The following is a 16524-nucleotide window of genomic DNA, read 5'->3' as shown; positions in this document are numbered from 1 at the left end:
GGTCACGTGCGCATCCGCAGCCCGCGCGGCGTCGCCGAGAAGCCGTGCTCCTGGAGCGCGGAGCCGAGCGGCGTGCCGAGGATGAACTCCCCGTTGACCTTCTCGATCGCGAGCTTGGCCACGCCGCCGCGCCGCACGACGCCGCCGAGCGACTCGGCGGCCGCCCGCAGCACGGCCTCGTCGGCGTCGAACTGCAGCACCGTCTTGCCGCCGCGCTCCACGTAGAGCACGAGCTCGCCGTCGACCAGCACGACGAGCGCGCCCGCCTTCCGGCCGGCCCGGTGGCCCGTGGGCCGCTCGCCGCGCGCGTCCACGCTGCCGGCGAGGGCGATCGCGCCGACCTCGGGCGCTGACGCGTCGCCCGACGGATCCGCGCCCGCGGCGTCGTCGCCGTCCGCCGCCGACCCGTCGAGCCGGGGCCAGGGCAGCGCCGCGCCGTACGCGTTGGCCGGATCCGTGGCCGCCAGCGTCAGCGCGTTCAGCGGCCGCTCGCCCGCGTCCGGATCCCGCGTGAACCCACGCAGCCGGTCGACCGTGCCGCCCGTGGAGAACTGGGCCGCGCCCAGCGTCTCGATGAAGTACCCGCGCCGGGCCCGCCCGGTGTCCTCGAACCCCGCGAGCACCTTGTAGGTGAGCGCGAAGCCGCCGGGCACGCGCTCGGTCATGACGGATCCGCGCGTGACCACGCCGTACCGCTCGAGCAGCAGCTCGGCCGTGCCGGCTGCGCGCACGGTGGCGTCCGTCTCGGCGAGCGGCACGATCGACCACCGGCCGGCCGCCGTCGACGGCCCGGTGCGCGTCGGCATGTCGGGTCGCGGCATCCGCCCGCCCCGGTACATCCGCCCGCGCGGCGCGCGCTGCGGCGTCTTGTGCGCGGTGGATCCGCCCGCGAGCAGCGCCCGCAGCGGCGAGAGCGTGTCGTTCGTGACGAGGCCCGCCCACACGAGGTCCCACAGCGCGGTGACGAGCGCCTTGTCGTCCGTGGATCCCACGGCGTCGCTCAGCTGCCGGAAGAAGTAGCCGCCGCCCGTGCCGAGCGTGGTGAGGACCTCGCGCTGCAGCTCGTCGGTGTCGTGCGCGTCGGGCTCGGGCAGCGTGAGCGCGACCTGGTCGGCGAGGTGCAGGCTCACCCAGCCGTCGGCACCCGCGAGCGTGCCGGCCCCCGACCAGATGACCTCGCCCGTGGACGTGAGCTCGTCGAGGAAGGCGGGCGTGTAGTCGCGCACCCGGGCGGGCAGCACGAGCGTCTCCCACGCGGAGGCGGGCACGGGCGCGCCCGCCAGCTGCTCGATGACCTGCAGCACGCCGTCGACCCCGCGGAGCCCGCGCTCGCGATCCGCGCCCGCGACGTGCTGCCACGCCGGGAGGAAGCGCGCGAACGCCGCCTGCTCGACCGGCTCGACCTCGCTGCGGAGCGCGGCCAGCGAGCGGCTGCGGAGGCGCCGCAGCACCTCGACGTCGCACCACTCGCTGCCGGACGCCCCCGGCCGGAACTCGCCCTCGACCACGCGCCGCTGGGCGCCGAGCCGGGCGAGCGTGTCGGCGATGACGGCGGATCCGAGGCCGATCGCGGTGGCCGCGTCGGCGATCGTGAAGGGGCCGTGGGTGCGCGCGTAGCGGCCCACGAGGTCGCCCAGGGGATCGGCCACGGGCTCCACGAACGCGAGCGGCGTGCCGATGGGCAGCGGCACGCCGAGGGCGTCGCGCAGGCGGCTCGCGTCCTCGATGGCGGCGACGCGCGGGCGGCCGCCGAACGAGACGCGGAGCGCGCGCTTGCCGGCGACGAGCGCGTCGAGGTGCGCGGCGGCCTCGCCGGCCTCCTCGGGCTCCAGGCGCGCGGCGACCTCCTCGGCGTCGAGCGGCCCGAGGATCCGCAGCAGGTCGGCCACGCCCTCCCGCCCCTTCGCGCGCCGGTCGGTCGCAAGGCGCTGCAGCTCGAGCTCGGTGCGCGCGATGACCGCCGGATCCAGCAGCTCGCGCAGCTCCGCCCGCCCGAGGAGCTCCGACAGCAGCCCCGCGTCGAGCGAGAGCGCGGCGGCCCGGCGCTCGGCGAGCGGGCTGTCGCCCTCGTACATGAACGCGCCGACGTAGCTGAAGAGGAGGCTGCGCGCGAACGGCGACGCGTCCTCCGTGGTGGTCTCGACGATCCGGATGCGCCGGGCCTCGATGTCCTTCGCGAGCGACGTGAGCGCGGGCAGGTCGTAGACGTCCTGCAGCACCTCGCGCACGGTCTCGAGCACGATGGGGAACGCGGGGTACTTCCGCGCGACGTCGAGCAGCTGCGACGCCCGCTGCCGCTGCTGCCAGAGCGGCGAGCGGCGGCCGGGGTTGTAGCGCGGCAGGAGCAGCGCGCGGGCCGCGCACTCGCGGAAGCGCGAGGCGAACAGCGCGGATCCGCCCACCTCGCGCGTGACGATGGCGTCGAGCTCGTCGGGCTCGAACACGAACAGGTCGGCTCCCGGCGGCTCGCCGTCGGTCTCGGGGATGCGCACGACGATGCCGTCGTCGTTCGCCATGGTGGCGCCGTCGATGCCGTACAGCTCGGTGACCCGCGCGCCGACCGCGAGCGCCCACGGCGCGTGCACCTGCATCCCGTAGGGGGAGTGCAGCACCACGCGCCAGTCGCCCAGCTCGTCGCGGAAGCGCTCGACCACGAGGGTGCGGTCGTTCGGGACGTGCCCGGTGGCCTTCTTCTGGTCGTCGAGGAACGCCAGCAGGTTGTTCACGGCGCGGTCGTCGAGGCCCACGCGACCGGCGCGCGCCCGGGCGTCGTCGACCGCGGATCCCGACAGCTCCCGCACGAACGCTCCGATGGCGCGTCCCAGCTCGAGCGGCCGGCCGAGCCCGTCGCCCTTCCAGAACGGCAGCTTGCCGGGCTCGCCGAACGCGGGCGTCACGAGCACGCGGTCGTGCGTGATCTCCTGGATCCGCCAGCTCGTGGCCCCGAGCGCGAACACGTCGCCGACGCGCGACTCGTAGACCATCTCCTCGTCGAGCTCGCCCACGCGCGACGCCTTCTCGCCCACCATGAACACGCCGAACAGGCCCCGGTCGGGGATGGTGCCGCCGGAGGTGACGGCGAGCCGCTGCGCGCCCGGCCGCCCCTCGATGGTGCCCTCGTCGCGGTCCCACACGATGCGGGGCCGCAGCTCCGCGAACTCGTCGGACGGGTAGCGGCCGCTGAGGAGGTCGAGCGTGGCCTCGTACGCGGAGCGCGGCAGGGTCGCGAAGGGCGCGCTCCGCCGGACCGTGTCGAACCACTCCTCGACACCCACGGACTCGAGCGCGACGGCCGCGACGGTCTGCTGCGCGAGCACGTCGAGCGGATTCGCCGGCACGCGCAGCGACTCGATCTGCCCGCTCGCCATGCGCTCGGCGGCGACGGCCGAGTGGATGAGGTCGGCCCGGTGCTTGGGGAAGATGACGCCGCGCGAGACCTCGCCGACCTGGTGGCCCGCACGGCCGACGCGCTGCAGCCCGCTCGCGACCGAGGGCGGCGCCTCCACCTGCACGACGAGGTCGACGTCGCCCATGTCGATGCCCAGCTCGAGGCTCGACGTGGCCACCACGCAGCGGAGGCGGCCGGACTTGAGGTCGTCCTCGATGAGAGCGCGCTGCTCCTTGGAGACGGATCCGTGGTGCGCCTTCGCGAGCACCGGATCCGCGCCCTCGGTGCTCCCCGCCTGCGCCATGACCTCGGCGGGCGGGCGCGCGGCGGTGCGGCGCATGGCGGAGAAGGCCGTGGCGTCGACGGACGATGCGGATCCGGCCCCGGCGCCCGCCAGCACGGGCACGGCGTCGGCCGTGGCGCCCGCCCCCGCGGACCCCGCGACGATCGCCCGCCCCTCGGCGTCGATCCGCCCGTCCTCGATGCGTCCCGTGTAGATCTCGTTGAGCCGGGCCGTGAGCCGCTCCGCCAGCCGCCTGCTGTTCGTGAAGACGATGGACGACGTGTGCTGGAGCACGAGGTCGACGATGCCCTCCTCCACGTGCGGCCAGATGGACCCCTGCTGCGGCTCGCCCTGCGCCGCCGACCCCTCGAGCGGCGCGGTGGTGCCGAGCTCGGTCATGTCGTCGACGGGCACGATGACCCGCAGGTCGAACTCCTTGGTGTTCTTCGGCGACACGATGGTGACGGGCGACCGCCCGCCGAGGAACCGCGCCACCTCCTCGGGCGGCCGCACGGTGGCCGACAGCCCGATCCGCTGGGCCGGCCTCTCGAGCAGCGCGTCCAGCCGCTCGAGCGAGAGCGCCAGGTGGCTGCCGCGCTTGGTGGCCGCGACCGCGTGCACCTCGTCGACGATGACCGTCTCGACCCCCGCGAGCGTCTCGCGCGCGGCCGAGGTGAGCATGAGGAACAGCGACTCGGGCGTGGTGATGAGGATGTCCGGCGGCGTCTTCGCGAGCGCGCGCCGGTCGGCCGCCGGGGTGTCGCCCGAGCGGACGCCCACCGTGACCTCGGGCGGCTCGGCCCCCAGCCGCTTCGCCGTCTGCACGATGCCCACGAGCGGCGAGCGGAGGTTCCGCTCCACGTCGACCGCGAGCGCCTTGAGCGGCGAGATGTAGAGGACGCGCGTGCGGCGCATCGGATCCTCCGGAGCGGGCCGCGAGGCGAGCCGGTCGATGGACCACAGGAACGCCGCGAGCGTCTTGCCGGATCCGGTGGGCGCCACGACGAGCGCGTGCGACCCCTTCTGCACGGCCTCCCACGCGCCCGTCTGCGCGGTCGTGGGGCCGGGGAACGCGCCCTGGAACCACTCCCGGGTGGCCGGGGAGAAGCGCGCGAGGACGGGATCCATCTCCCCATCCTCCTCTGCGCCACCGACATCGGGCCGGGCCCGGCGCTCCCCGGACGACCGCGACGCGAGCCGTGCCGCGAGCTGGGCCGCGCGCCGCGCCGCGCGTCAGCTCGCGTGCTCCCGGATGAACGCGGACACGTCCCGCAGCTCGGCCGCCGACACGGAGTGGGGCAGGTCCTCGTAGATGCGCTCCGTGAGGGCGGTGTGGGCGCCGATCCAGCCGCGCGTGCGGGCCACGGCCGCGTCGGGGATCACCGTGTCGGCCGTGCCGCGGCCCCAGAAGACGGGCGTCGGCGCGGCGACGAGGGCCGGGTCGCCCGCGTGCTCCCCGCGCACGGAGAACCCGCTGAGCTGCACCGCGTAGGAGAAGCGTCCGGGCGCCAGCCGCAGCAGCTGGAGCGCTGTCGCGCCGCCCTGGCTGAACCCGAGGAGGCCGACCGAGCGCGGCGGCGCGGGCAGCGCGTCGAGCCAGTCGAGGACCCCCTGCGCGGCGGCGTCGGCGGCGTCCGGATCCGGGTCGCCGGTGGATCCGGGCACGATCGGGAACCACGCGTGCCCGCCCTGCAGCGCGATCGGCGCGCGCAGCGACGCGATCACGGGCCCGAGCGGCAGGTACGGCGACAGGCCGAACAGGTCGCCCTCGTGCGAGCCGTAGCCGTGCAGCAGGACGAGGAGCGGCCGGTCGGCGAGCTCGGCGGCGGAGGCCGACCAGAGGACGGCGTCGGGATCCAGCGGGAGAGCGGTCACGGTGTCCTCGTCGGCTGCGGCGGATGCGCGGACGCGGGGGATCGGCCGGCCCGCCCATCCTCGCACCCGCGCCCGGGCGGCCGTCCGGCTCGCGCGGCCTACGCCCTGCGGCCCGTCCCGCCGCCGGCGCGTCCGGCCAGCGCGCCGGGTGGCGGCCGCGCACCGGCGGTGGGTGACAATGGACCATGACCGTTCGCACCCCGGACCCGAACATCCCCGACCCGAACTCCGGCTGGCTGTCGGACGTGGAGCTGGCGCAGATCCGGCAGCGGCTGCCCCTCCTCTACGTGGAGGCCGTGCCCGTGCGGGTCGACGGCATGGGCCGGGTGAAGGACATCGGCGTGCTCCTGCGCGCGACGGTCACCGGCCAGATGACGCGCATGCTCGTCTCCGGCCGCGTGATGTACGGCGAGACCCTGCGCGACGCGCTCTTCCGCCACCTCGAGAAGGACCTCGGGCCGATGGCGTTCCCGCAGCTCCCCGCGAGCCCGACCCCGTTCTCGGTGGCCGAGTACTTCCCGTTCCCCGGCGAGAGCCCCTACACGGACGAGCGGCAGCACGCCGTCTCGCTCGCGTACGTGGTGCCGGTGACGGGCACGTGCGATCCCCGCCAGGACGCGCTCGAGATCACCTGGATGACGCCCCAGGAGGCCGCGTCCGACGCCGTCTCCGCCGACATGGAGGGCGGCCGCGGCGCGCTCCTCCGCGCGGCCCTCGCCTCGGTGGGCGTGCTGCCCTAGCCGGACCGCCGCGTCCGCTGCACCGCGTCCGCGGCGCCGGGGTGCTCAGACCGCGGCGACCCGCTCGGCGAACTCCGGCGGCTCCAGGTAATGGCGCCGCAGGTCCTCGAACGCCTGGCTCGCGCCCGCGCCGACGCCGTAGGACCGCTGCACGTGCAGCCCGTCCATGGCGGAGAGCACGACGGCGGCCGCGGCCTCCGGGTCGAGGTGCGGGTCGATGAGGCCCCGCGCCTGGTCGACGATGACGCCCGAGGTGATCCGCTCGAGCTCGCGGGCGCGGCGCTCGCGGAACAGCTCGTGCAGCGGGTGCCCGGCCGCCGAGGCCTCCGACGAGACGACGGCGATGACGCGCGTGAGGCACGCGCTCTGCTCCCCGTCGGCGATGGCCACGGCCGCGTGCTCGGCGACGCTCCGGGGCCGGTGCAGCTCGATGGCCGCGGCGAGGCGCTCCTCGCGGCGCTCCAGCACGGCGAGCAGCAGCTCCTCCTTGCCGCGGAAGTGGTGCAGCAGGCCGGCCGGCGTGATCTCCGCCCGTGACGCGATCTCCCGCAGCGAGCTGCCGCGGTACCCCTGCTCGGCGAACACCTCGATGGCGGTGCGGATGAGGAGCTCCCTGCGCTCCACGCCCTTGCGGTACGGGCCACGGGCGGCGAGGGCGGGGCGTGTCATCCGCACACCGTATCCGGATGCGCGCGCACGCCTCCCCGACCGTCCCCAGGCCGCGCCGCGGCTCCCGACGATCGGGGCGCGGACGCGTCGCCGGGCGTCCTCATCTGATCGCCCCGGGGACGACGGAGGGCCCCCGTCCGCAGACGGGGGCCCTCGATGTCATGCCGGCGCGCGCTGCGCGCCGTGCGGTCTAGCGTCCGCTGGAGACGCGGCGGTGCGTGCGCGCACGACCGCCGGCCGCGGCACCGCCGGAGGCCGCGGGGCGCTCCTGGCGGGGACGCGAGGGAGCGGCGGACGAGCCGCCGCCGAAGCCCTCGGATGAGGTGCTGAACGTGCGGGGCGTGCCGCCGCGCTGTCCGCCCGAGGCGGCTCCGTCGCGGCGACCCGACGCGGCGCCCTCGCGGCGACCGCCGACGGGCGCGCCGTCGCGGACCGCGCGCTTGCGCTGCGCGTTCGCGCCCTGCGAGCGTCCGCCGCCGTTCGCGCGGCCGCCCTGCGACTGGCGCTGGGTGGACTCGCGGACCGACTTCGTCTCGCGCGGCGCGGGCTTGACGTACGCCGCGACGGCGCCCGTCAGCTCGGCCACGGCGGGGGAGGACTCGGTGACCTGCTGCGGCGTGACGTGGATGTCGGCCTTGCGCATCAGGAGCTGCACGTCCTTGCGCTGCGCCGGCAGCATGATCGTGACGACGTCGCCCGCGGAGCCCGCGCGCGCCGTGCGGCCCGAGCGGTGCAGGTACGCCTTGTGCTCGGCCGGCGGGTCGACGTGGATCACGAGCTCGATGTCGTCGACGTGCACGCCGCGCGCCGCGACGTCGGTGGCCACGAGGACCTTGACGTCGCCCGCGGAGAACGCGGCCAGGTTGCGGTCGCGGGCCACCTGCGAGAGGTTGCCGTGCAGGTCCACCGACGGGATGCCCGCGTCGGTGAGCTGCTTCGCGAGCTTCTTGGCGTGGTGCTTGGTGCGCATGAAGAGGATGCGACGGCCGCTGCCGCCCGCGAGCTTCTGCACGAGGAGGCGCTTGGCCTCGACGTCGGACGCCTCGAACACGTGGTGCGTCATGGCGGCGACGGGCGAGTTCGCCTCGTCGACGGAGTGCAGCACCTGGTCGTGCAGGTAGCGGCGCACGAGCTTGTCCACGCCGTTGTCGAGCGTGGCGGAGAACAGCATGCGCTGGCCGGTGTTCGGGGTCTTGTCGAGGATCCGCGTGACGACGGGCAGGAAGCCCAGGTCGGCCATGTGGTCGGCCTCGTCGAGGACGGTGATCTCCACGGCGTCGAGGTTCACGAAGCCCTGCTTCATGAGGTCCTCGAGGCGGCCGGGGCAGGCCACGACCACGTCGACGCCGGCCTTGAGGGCCGCGACCTGGCGCTGCTGCGAGACGCCGCCGAAGATGGTCGTGGTGGTCAGGTTGTACGCCTCGGCCAGCGGGGCCATGGCGGCCGTGATCTGCGTGGCGAGCTCGCGGGTCGGCGCGAGGATGAGGCCGAGCGGGCGGCCCGGACGACGACGGCCGCCGGCGAGTCCGCCGCCGAGGCGCGCGATCATCGGGATGGCGAACGCGAGCGTCTTGCCGGAGCCGGTCTTGCCGCGGCCGAGCACGTCGCGGCCGTTGAGGGTGTCGGGCAGCGTGTCCACCTGGATGGGGAACGGCGTCGTGATGCCGTTCGCCGTGAGGGCGGAGACGAGCGGTGCGGGCACGCCGAGCGCGCCGAAGGTGTCAGTGGTCATGCGGGGGAGTTGCCTTCCAGGCAGGGGTCCGCCCCGGTGTGCGTTCTCGGGGATGTGCGACTACGCACGGAAGCGGAGGATGGCGAAGGCGCCGATGGGCGCATCCGTTCGCCGTAAGAAAGATGTCACCCGCACCCGTCGGCCGGAATCGGCGATCTGATCGGGGCGAGGAGGGACGCGTTCTCTCGACGCAGGGAGCACGATGATGTGCTCGCAAGTCCTCCCACTCTAGCGTCAGTCCTGCGAGAAAGCCATCTCGCCCACCGGCACCTCGAATCCGAGCACGTTCCCGGCGGGCGCGAGCGGGCAGGCCCAGGCCGGGTCGTAGGCGCACGACGGGTTGTACGCGAAGTTCAGGTCGACCACGATCGACCCCGGGGCGCCGGGCCCGAGGTCGGATCCCTTCACGGTGTCGAGCAGGTAGCGGCCGCCCCCGTAGGTGCCGCCCTCCCGCCGGTGCGACGCGTCCTTCACGGGCAGGTGCAGGCCGCCGCCGTAGCTCACGAGGCGCCAGACGTCGAGGGTCGCCTCGTCGCGTCCGTCGGCGGCGGGCAGGTGCACGGATCCGAGGAGCTCGAACGGCACGACGCCGTCGGTGCCCGTCTCGACCTCGTGGCGCTCCTCGCCGCGGTCGTCGTGGATCTCCAGCTCGAACCGCCAGTCCGGGTCGTACTCGGCCACGTCGAGGCGGTCGAAGTCGGCGCGGTGCTCGGGGAGGAGCGGCGTCGCGGGGTGGCCGCGGAACATGTCGTCGCGCGTGCGGCGCCAGAGGGCGTGCGCGGCGGCCGGGTCCGTCTGCGCCACCCAGCGGACCTCCGCGTACATCTCGTGCGTGCGGCGGCGCCAGTCGGCGACGTGGAGGGCGGTGACGGCGGAGGGCATGGGGACACCGTACGCGTCGGGTCAGCCGGATCCGCGCGGCGGGGACCGGTCGTCAGCCGGCGGACAGGGGCGCGCCGTCGGGGCCGGGCGCGGCGGCGGCGTCGGACGGCTCGGGCTCCCAGTCGTAGGCCCACGTCGGCGCGAGCTGACGGAGCCGGAAGGCGCGCCACTGCCAGAACGCCCAGAAGGTGGGCCACATCGCGGGCCCGAGGAGGCCCGCCTCGAACTCGAGCTGGTCGCGGAAGAGGGTCCTGACGCGGCCGTCCTCGTCGGGGCCGGCGGGATCCGCGGACACGGCCATGCTGTGCCGCATGCTCGTGGGGATCGACATGAGCCCGGAGAGCCCGTGGCCGTCGTCCCGCACGATGCGGACGCCGTCGACGCGCGGCTTCATGTCCCGCAGGCGGATGCTCTGGCGGCCGGCCGTGAAGGGCCCCGTCTGCATCGCCGCGACGTGCTCGCGGCCGTCCCAGCTGGTGGGGAACCCGCTGTCCTCGAGCGGCACGAAGTCGACGAGCGGACCCGCGACCTCCCGCATGACGGTGGGCGAGTGGAGCGCGCGCCAGGCGGCGTCGGGATCGCAGTCGAGGATGGTCTTCAGCAGCACGCGCATGGCCCCAGTCTGCTCCGCGCGGCTGGGGGATCGGCCGGGCGGGCCGGGCGTCCGTCCCCCGTGGGACAGGATGGGACGGACATGATCAGGTACTGGGTGGGCGTCGTCTCGCGCGACCGCGTGCTCGACGGCCTGGACCTCGGCATCGCGCAGGTCAACCGCGGCGCCCGCGAACCGGTCGAGCGGCTCGGCGAGGCCGACGGCTTCGTCTACTACTCGCCGCGCGAGTCGTACCCGGACGGGCAGCTCCTCCGCTCCTTCACGGCCATCGGCCGCGTCGCCGACGCCGCGCCCTACCAGGGGCGCGTGGGCGAGTGGCGGCCGTGGCGGCGGCGGATGGACTGGGACCTCGGCGCGGTCGACGCCCCCATCCGGCCGCTCGTGCCCGTGCTCGACTTCACGCGCGACTCCCTCGAGTGGGGCCGCAAGCTCGCACCCGGGCTGCTGGAGATCACCCGCGACGACTTCGAGGTGATCCGCCAGGCCATGCGCCGCGGGGCGCCCGAGCCGTCGCGCCGCGTCATCCGCGGAGGGGCGGGGCCCTGGACGCCCGTAGCATCGGATCGTGACCTCCTCCGCTGACGCCGCGCACCCCGACCCGTCGACGCAGGCCCGCTACCAGGTCCGGCTCGACGGCGGGGTCGCCGGCGCCCGCCGCATCGCCTCCGGCGCCGACGTCATCGTCTGGGTGGACGCCCTGCCCTCCGTCCCGCCGCCCACGGCCGCCCGCCGCGACGAGGTCCTCGCGACCATGCCCGCCCGCCCCGCCGTGGTGAGCGCGGGCCTCGCGGACGGCCCGGCCGTCGCCGCGTGGATCCTCGCCCTCCAGGAGGCGCTCGGCCGCCGCGCGTACGTGGCCGTCGTCGCCGCGGGGACGGTGGAGGCCGACGGATCCTGGCGCGCCTGCGCCGAGGACCAGCTGGCCGCGGGCGCCGTGGTCGACGCGCTCGCCGCCCTCGGGATCGACGCGACGTCGCCCGAGGCCGCGGTCGCGTGCGCCGCGTACCAGCAGCTGCGGCCCGCCGTCGGCCACCTGCTCACCGCGAGCGTCTCCGCGCGGCGCCTCGACGCCGCGGGCCACGGCGCGCTCGTGTCCGCGTCGCTCGCCGCGGATCCCGCCGACGTGGTCGTGCACCGCCTCCACCGCGACGCCTAGTCGGCCCGCCGCCCGCCGCCCGCCGCCCGCGGCCCCGTCCCGCGCCGACCCGGCCGCTCCCCGCGGAATGGGCTCACGGGCGCGCGTGTTCTCCTGGATCAGGCGCCGCCGTCCGCGTGACGCCCCCGATCGTCAGGAAAGGCACGCACATGAAGGCACTTCTCAACGGCGTCACCGTCGCCGAGGCTCCGAAGGACGAGCTCATCGAGATCGAGGGCAACTGGTACTTCCCGCCGCAGAGCGTGGACATGTCGCTCCTCACCGAGACCTCGACGCCGTACCACTGCCCGTGGAAGGGCGACACGCAGTACTACTCCGTGAAGGACGGCGAGACCCAGCTGCAGGACCGCGCGTGGTCGTACCCGACGCCCATCCCGTCGTCGTTCGACCGCGTCGGCCGCGACTACAGCGGCTACGTCGCGTTCTGGAAGGAGGTCCGCGTCAGCGAGTGACGCGGATCGCCGATCACGGCCCGGGGGCTCCGGCTCCCGGGCCGTCGTCGTCCCCGGGGCCGTCCGCGGGAGCCCCGGGGACGGACGCCGGACGGAGCGGCGCCACGCGGGCCGGGATCCCCGTCCGCCGCTCGCGCAGCTGCCGGGCGCGGTGCGCGCGCACCTTCGCGCGGTTGCCGCAGCGGCGCATCGAGCACCAGCGGCGCGTGCCGGACCGGGTCGTGTCGAGGTAGAGCACGGTGCAGTCGTCGGCCGAGCAGCGGTGGATCCGCTCGGACCCCGCCCCGAAGACCGCCACCGCGTCGCGCGCCGCCGAGGCGAGCGCCTGCGCGGGCCGGGCGAGCGCGCGGCCGGCCTGGCGGGATCCGCCGCCGAGCGCGGGCGGCAGGTCGGGCGTCGCCGCGTAGAGGTTCAGGACGTCGACGTCCCGCGGCGCGGGCGCCCGGCCGTCGGCGAGCGCGGCGGCGATGTCGCCGATGGCCTGCCGCAGGGTGCGCGCGTCGGCGAGGTCCCGCTCCGCCGGCTCCGAGACGGGCGCGAGGTGCTCGCTCAGCCACGCGCCGAGCGCCGCGGCGTCGGGCAGCGCCTCGCGCGGCTCCGGGTCCCCGAGCGCGCCGGTGTAGGCGAGGTCGAGGCTCACGGCGCCCGTGTCGAGGAACCAGCGGAGGCCGTCCGGGTCGGTGATCCACTGGCCCGTCGGCCGCTCGGACCCCGGCGCCCGGCTCACGCGGCGCCCTCGCGCCGTGCCGCCTCCGGTGACGGAGGCCCGGCCGCGGCCGCACCCGACGGCACGTCCCGCTTCGTCCACGCGATCAGGTGCGCGGCGTCGAACCGGCGCGAGCAGAGGCCGCACGCGAGCGGCCGGGTCGGCTTCCGGTAGCGGAAGTGCGCGTGCCCGGCCGGGCAGGCGCCCACCCACGGCGCGAGCTCCTCGGCGACCGCGCCCGAGTGCAGGCGGGATCCCTCGTAGCCGAGCTCGGCGGCCGTCCGCTTCCAGCGCGGACCGTGCCCGGCGCGGGATCCGGCGAGCGCGTGCGCCACCTCGTGCAGCAGCACCTGGTGGATCTCGTCGTCCTCGAAGCGCCCGGCCAGGTGCCGCGAGACGGTGATCCGCCGGTCGCCGTAGTGGCAGGCGCCCGCGCGCGTGCGGGCGTGGTCGAACGCGAAGGTCCACGACGGGTCGAGGTGCAGGGCGATGAGGGCCTCGGCCCAGATCCGCACCCGGACGAGGTCAGCCACGGCCGGCCGCCCGCGGCCGGCGGGGGAGCGCGCCCATCACGCGGGCTGGGCGGCGATGCGCTCCTTGGCGACGTCGATCGCGAGCGCCGAGCTCTCGAGCTGGTCGCTCGGGAGGCCCTCGCGCGTGCGGAGCGTGTAGGCGTCCTCGAAGTCGCTCAGCGCGTGGCGGTAGTCGCCGCGGTCGAAGTGCACCTTGCCGCGGTGCTGAAGCGCGAACGCCTCCAGCGCGTACCACTCGTGCGCGCGGGCCTCGTCGACGCAGCCGCCGAGGTCCTGCAGCGCGATGTCGAGCTTGCCCTGGTACTGCTGCACCTGCGCGCGGCGGATGCGGCACGCGAGCAGCGTCTCCCGGTCGCCCGTGAAGCGCGCCTGGCGGACGGCCGCGTTCGCCATGTCCCACGCCTCGTCGAGCCGGCCGAGCATGCGGAGGAGCGCTACCTTCTCGGTGATCGCGGAGAGGCTGCGGAGGTTCTCGAGCTCGTCCAGGCGCTCGCCGGCCGCCCGCAGGTCCACCTTCTCCCGGAGGGTGTCCCTGTCGTAGCCGATGATGATCGCGGTGCCTGTCACGAGGAAGAGATTATCCCGCCTGGATCGGCATGAGCTCGACCCGGAGCAGCTTGTCGTCGCCGTCGCGCGGCGTCCCGCGTCCGTCGGTGTTGCCGGTGAGCATCCGGAGCGACCCGTCGGGGGCCGCCTGGACGTCCCGGATCCGCCCGTACTCGCGGGTGTAGAACTCGGTGACGCGGTCGTCGGGGATGGGATCCGTGGCCACGGCGCCGGGCCGCACGACCCAGAGGCGCTGGCCGCCGAGGCCCGCCATGAAGACCGTGTCGCCCACGACGGCGATGCCGCTCGGGCTCGCGTCGTCGGTGCCCCACTGGCGCACGGGGTCGATGTACGCGTCCGAGGCCGCGTCGTCGCTCGCGCCCTCCACGACCGGCCAGCCGTAGTTCCCGCCGGGCTCGATGAGGTTCAGCTCGTCCCAGGTGTCCTGCCCGAACTCCGCCGACCAGAGGTTCCCCTCCGCGTCCCACGCGATGCCCTGCGGGTTCCGGTGGCCCATCGAGTACACGGGCGATCCCGGCGTCGGATTGTCCTCGGCGCCCTGCCCGTCGGGCGTGAGGCGGAGGATCTTGCCCGCGAGCGAGATCGGGTCCTGCGCCGCGTCGCGGAGGTTCGCGTCGCCCGTGGTGGCGTAGAGCATGCCGTCGGGGCCGAACGCGATCCGGCCGCCGTTGTGGGTCGTGTCGCGGGGGATCCCCGTGACGACGTCCTCCGCGACGCCCAGCCCGAGCGACCCCGGCGCGCCCGTCACGCCCATCCGCACGATGCGGTTGTCGGTGGCGCTCGTGAAGTAGGCGTAGAGCTGCGTCCCGCCGTCGACCTCGCGCGTCGCGATGCCGAGGAGGCCGCCCTCGCCCACGGGGCCCACGCCCGCGATCGTCCCCGCGACGCGCGTCGTGCCGTCCGCGAGCACCTCGACGATGCGCGAGGTGTCGCGCTCGCTCACGAGCAGGGCCCCGGACGGCAGCTCGGCCATCGACCACGGCGACGTGAGGCCGGTGGTGGTCGCGGTCGGCGTCCCGGAGGGGGCGACGCCCGCGGGCGCCGTGTCCGTGCTCGTCGGGGAGGGCGCGGGCGGCTCCGTCGCCCGGACGTCGACCGGCGATCCGTCGTCGTTCGTGCAGCCCGAGAGCGCGACGATCGCGGCGAGGCCGAGCACGGCGAGGCGCGCCGGGCGGGTGCGGGAGCGGCGGTTCATGGGGACTCCGGTGGTTCGGCGGGCGTCGGCGCCCGGGGCGGCCTCAGGGCCTGGTCTGGAAGACGCTGCGGGCGGGGGAGGGGGACGGGACGGCGGTCGCGTCGGTGACGACGGACGCGCCGGCGATGAAGTCGGCGAGCTCGCGCCCCTCGACGACCTTGGCGGGGTGGGGGCCGCCCGCGAGCAGGCGCGGCACGAAGTCGAGCGGGAGCGGCGTGGCGGAGGCCGCGAAGACGACGTTGCCGAACCGCCGCCCCTTGAGCACCTGCGTCTCGGCGAGCGCGGCCACATGCGGCAGCACGTCGCGGATGGTGGCGGCCTGCCCGCGCGCGAACGCGAGCCCGTGGCCGTCGGCGACGTTGACCGTCATGATCCCGCCGGGGGCGAGCATCGCGGCGGCCTCCGCGTGGAACTCGCGGCTCGTGATGTGGGCGGGCGTGCGGGCGCCGCTGAAGACGTCCACGACGACGAGGTCGACGGATCCGCGGAGCCCCTGCGGCAGCCGCCCCATGACCTCGCGGGCGTCGCCGTAGCGCAGCCGGATGGAGGCCTTGCGCGACCAGGGGAGGTGCTCGCGCACGAGGTCCACGAGGTCCTGCTCGAGCTCGATGACCTGCTGGCGCGATCCCGGCCGCGTCGCCTCGACGTAGCGCGGGATGGTGAGCGCGCCGGCCCCGAGGTGCAGCGCGGTGATCGCCTCCCCGGGCTCGCCGAGCAGGTCGATGACGTGCCCCATCCGCTGCACGTACTCGAAGAACAGCTCGCCCGGGTCGTCCATGTTGACGTGCGACTGGGGCGTGCCGTCGACCACGAGCTGGTAAGCGCCCGGCACGAAGCGGTCGGGCTCGATGACGGCCCGGTGCCCGCTCAGGGACAGGACGGTCGACGGGTGCTCGGGCATCTCCTCAGCCTAGGCGTCCGCCCCGCGCCCAGCTGGGCCGCGGGGCGTCCCGTCACCAGCCGCGCGCCCGCCAGTCCGCGAGGGACCCGCGCTCGGCGCCGAGCGTGGTCGAGTCGCCGTGGCCGGGATGCACGTGCGCGTCGTCGGGGAAGCGCGCGAACAGCCGCTCCTCGACGTCGTCCATGAGCTGGCCGAACCGGTCCGCGTCCCCCTGCGTGCTCCCCACGCCGCCCGGGAAGAGCGAGTCGCCGGTGAAGAGGTGCGTGCTGCCGTCGCCCGGCTGCAGGACGAGCGCGACGCCGCCCGGCGTGTGGCCGCGGAGGGCGACGACCTCGACCGTCACGCCGCCGAAGGCCGCCCGGTCGCCGTGCGCGAGGCGCCGGTCGGCGTCGACGGGGAGGTCGCCCGCGTCCTCCGCGCCCACGGCCGCGTCCGCGTCGGTCGCGTCGAGCACGGCCGCGAGGGCGCCGTGGTGGTCGGCGTGCCCGTGGGTGGTGACGACGACCGCGAGCCGGCCGACGGGATCCGGCTCGGCCGCGAGGGCGAGCAGGCGGTCGACGTCGGCGGCCGCGTCGACGAGCAGGCGCTCGCCGGAGTCGAGGTCGGTGAGGAGGTACGCGTCGTTGTCCATGGGCCCGACGGAGGCCTTCCGGATCTCCACGTCGCCCGCCCGGTGCACGTGCGAGGGGCCGCCGGGGGACACGTGCCAGGGTGCGCTCATCCCCGGAGGCTACGCGCGCCCCGGGCCCAGGGAGCCGGGCGACCGGACGTTATACACCGAGACACGCCGAGGATGCAAGATTCCGCTGGACATGGCGCGTCGCGACCTCGT

The 16524-nt window shown here is 75.5% G+C and carries 16 protein-coding genes; 4 read left to right on the top strand and 12 right to left on the bottom strand.

What is annotated here, in order from left to right; genetic code table 11:
• Positions 1-2: 2 nt before the first annotated feature.
• Together ACT7CP_RS13650 and ACT7CP_RS13645 are read right to left on the bottom strand one after the other, a co-directional pair.
• Positions 3-4799 (bottom strand): Lhr family ATP-dependent helicase, encoded by a 4797-nt coding sequence (locus ACT7CP_RS13650; RefSeq protein ID WP_445442612.1) that lies wholly within the window; start codon positions 4797-4799, stop codon positions 3-5.
• A 105-nt stretch (positions 4800-4904) separates the two neighbouring features.
• Entirely contained in the window at positions 4905-5546 is a 642-nt protein-coding gene (locus ACT7CP_RS13645) for an alpha/beta hydrolase (protein ID WP_445442611.1), read from the bottom strand.
• 185 nt (positions 5547-5731) lie between these two features.
• Here ACT7CP_RS13645 and ACT7CP_RS13640 point away from each other — a divergent pair, with 185 nt between their 5' ends.
• Positions 5732-6286, top strand: coding sequence for an NUDIX hydrolase family protein (locus tag ACT7CP_RS13640; RefSeq protein ID WP_307506168.1), 555 nt, complete (start codon positions 5732-5734; stop codon positions 6284-6286).
• 45 nt (positions 6287-6331) lie between these two features.
• Here ACT7CP_RS13640 and ACT7CP_RS13635 read toward each other — a convergent pair whose 3' ends face one another.
• The 4 genes from ACT7CP_RS13635 to ACT7CP_RS13620 all read right to left on the bottom strand — a co-directional run bounded on the left by ACT7CP_RS13635 (position 6332) and on the right by ACT7CP_RS13620 (position 10182).
• Complete coding sequence (locus ACT7CP_RS13635; protein ID WP_413961547.1) at positions 6332-6955, bottom strand: TetR/AcrR family transcriptional regulator; 624 nt, start codon at positions 6953-6955, stop codon at positions 6332-6334.
• A 190-nt stretch (positions 6956-7145) separates the two neighbouring features.
• Entirely contained in the window at positions 7146-8687 is a 1542-nt protein-coding gene (locus ACT7CP_RS13630; protein ID WP_413961546.1) for a DEAD/DEAH box helicase, read from the bottom strand.
• Between the two features lie 234 nt (positions 8688-8921).
• Positions 8922-9569, bottom strand: a complete 648-nt coding sequence (locus ACT7CP_RS13625) for a DUF1684 domain-containing protein (RefSeq protein ID WP_445442610.1) — start codon at positions 9567-9569, stop codon at positions 8922-8924.
• A 52-nt stretch (positions 9570-9621) separates the two neighbouring features.
• The gene (locus ACT7CP_RS13620; RefSeq protein ID WP_445442609.1) at positions 9622-10182 is read right to left on the bottom strand and encodes a hypothetical protein; all 561 of its coding nucleotides are present in this window, start codon (positions 10180-10182) and stop codon (positions 9622-9624) included.
• A gap of 81 nt (positions 10183-10263) precedes the next feature.
• Here ACT7CP_RS13620 and ACT7CP_RS13615 point away from each other — a divergent pair, with 81 nt between their 5' ends.
• From ACT7CP_RS13615 to ACT7CP_RS13605, 3 genes are all read left to right on the top strand, one after another.
• Entirely contained in the window at positions 10264-10764 is a 501-nt protein-coding gene (locus ACT7CP_RS13615; RefSeq protein ID WP_191147480.1) for an EVE domain-containing protein, read from the top strand.
• Positions 10748-11338 carry a 2-phosphosulfolactate phosphatase gene (locus ACT7CP_RS13610; RefSeq protein ID WP_445442608.1) on the top strand — a complete coding sequence of 197 codons (591 nt, stop codon included), beginning with the start codon at positions 10748-10750 and terminating at the stop codon, positions 11336-11338. Before ACT7CP_RS13615 ends, ACT7CP_RS13610 begins: the two co-directional genes overlap by 17 nt.
• Before the next feature lie 149 nt (positions 11339-11487).
• Positions 11488-11790: a DUF427 domain-containing protein gene (locus ACT7CP_RS13605; RefSeq protein WP_445442607.1), complete on the top strand. Its 303-nt coding sequence runs from the start codon at positions 11488-11490 to the stop codon at positions 11788-11790.
• 13 nt (positions 11791-11803) lie between these two features.
• On the opposite strand, the gene ACT7CP_RS13600 is transcribed toward ACT7CP_RS13605, so the two are convergent.
• The 6 genes from ACT7CP_RS13600 to ACT7CP_RS13575 are packed head-to-tail and all read right to left on the bottom strand — an operon-like array spanning position 11804 to position 16413.
• Complete coding sequence (locus tag ACT7CP_RS13600) at positions 11804-12517, bottom strand: CGNR zinc finger domain-containing protein (RefSeq protein WP_445442606.1); 714 nt, start codon at positions 12515-12517, stop codon at positions 11804-11806.
• On the bottom strand, positions 12514-13029 hold the full coding sequence (locus tag ACT7CP_RS13595) for a SprT-like domain-containing protein (protein ID WP_445442605.1): 516 nt from the start codon (positions 13027-13029) through the stop codon (positions 12514-12516). The genes ACT7CP_RS13600 and ACT7CP_RS13595 overlap by 4 nt, the downstream gene beginning before the upstream one ends.
• Positions 13030-13065: 36 nt before the next feature.
• A complete protein-coding gene (locus ACT7CP_RS13590; RefSeq protein ID WP_094127718.1) occupies positions 13066-13596 on the bottom strand; it encodes a hypothetical protein in 531 nt (176 codons plus the stop codon).
• A gap of 10 nt (positions 13597-13606) precedes the next feature.
• On the bottom strand, positions 13607-14791 hold the full coding sequence (locus ACT7CP_RS13585; RefSeq protein ID WP_445442604.1) for a PQQ-dependent sugar dehydrogenase: 1185 nt from the start codon (positions 14789-14791) through the stop codon (positions 13607-13609).
• Positions 14792-14834: 43 nt separating this feature from the next.
• Positions 14835-15692: a spermidine synthase gene (locus ACT7CP_RS13580; protein ID WP_413961536.1), complete on the bottom strand. Its 858-nt coding sequence runs from the start codon at positions 15690-15692 to the stop codon at positions 14835-14837.
• 52 nt (positions 15693-15744) lie between these two features.
• The gene (locus ACT7CP_RS13575; protein WP_445442603.1) at positions 15745-16413 is read right to left on the bottom strand and encodes an MBL fold metallo-hydrolase; all 669 of its coding nucleotides are present in this window, start codon (positions 16411-16413) and stop codon (positions 15745-15747) included.
• Positions 16414-16524: the final 111 nt, after the last annotated feature.

This window comes from Clavibacter rahimiani, assembly GCF_052654495.1.
Note: the sequence above shows the minus strand (reverse complement) of the source record. Positions and strands in the feature narration are given on the sequence as shown.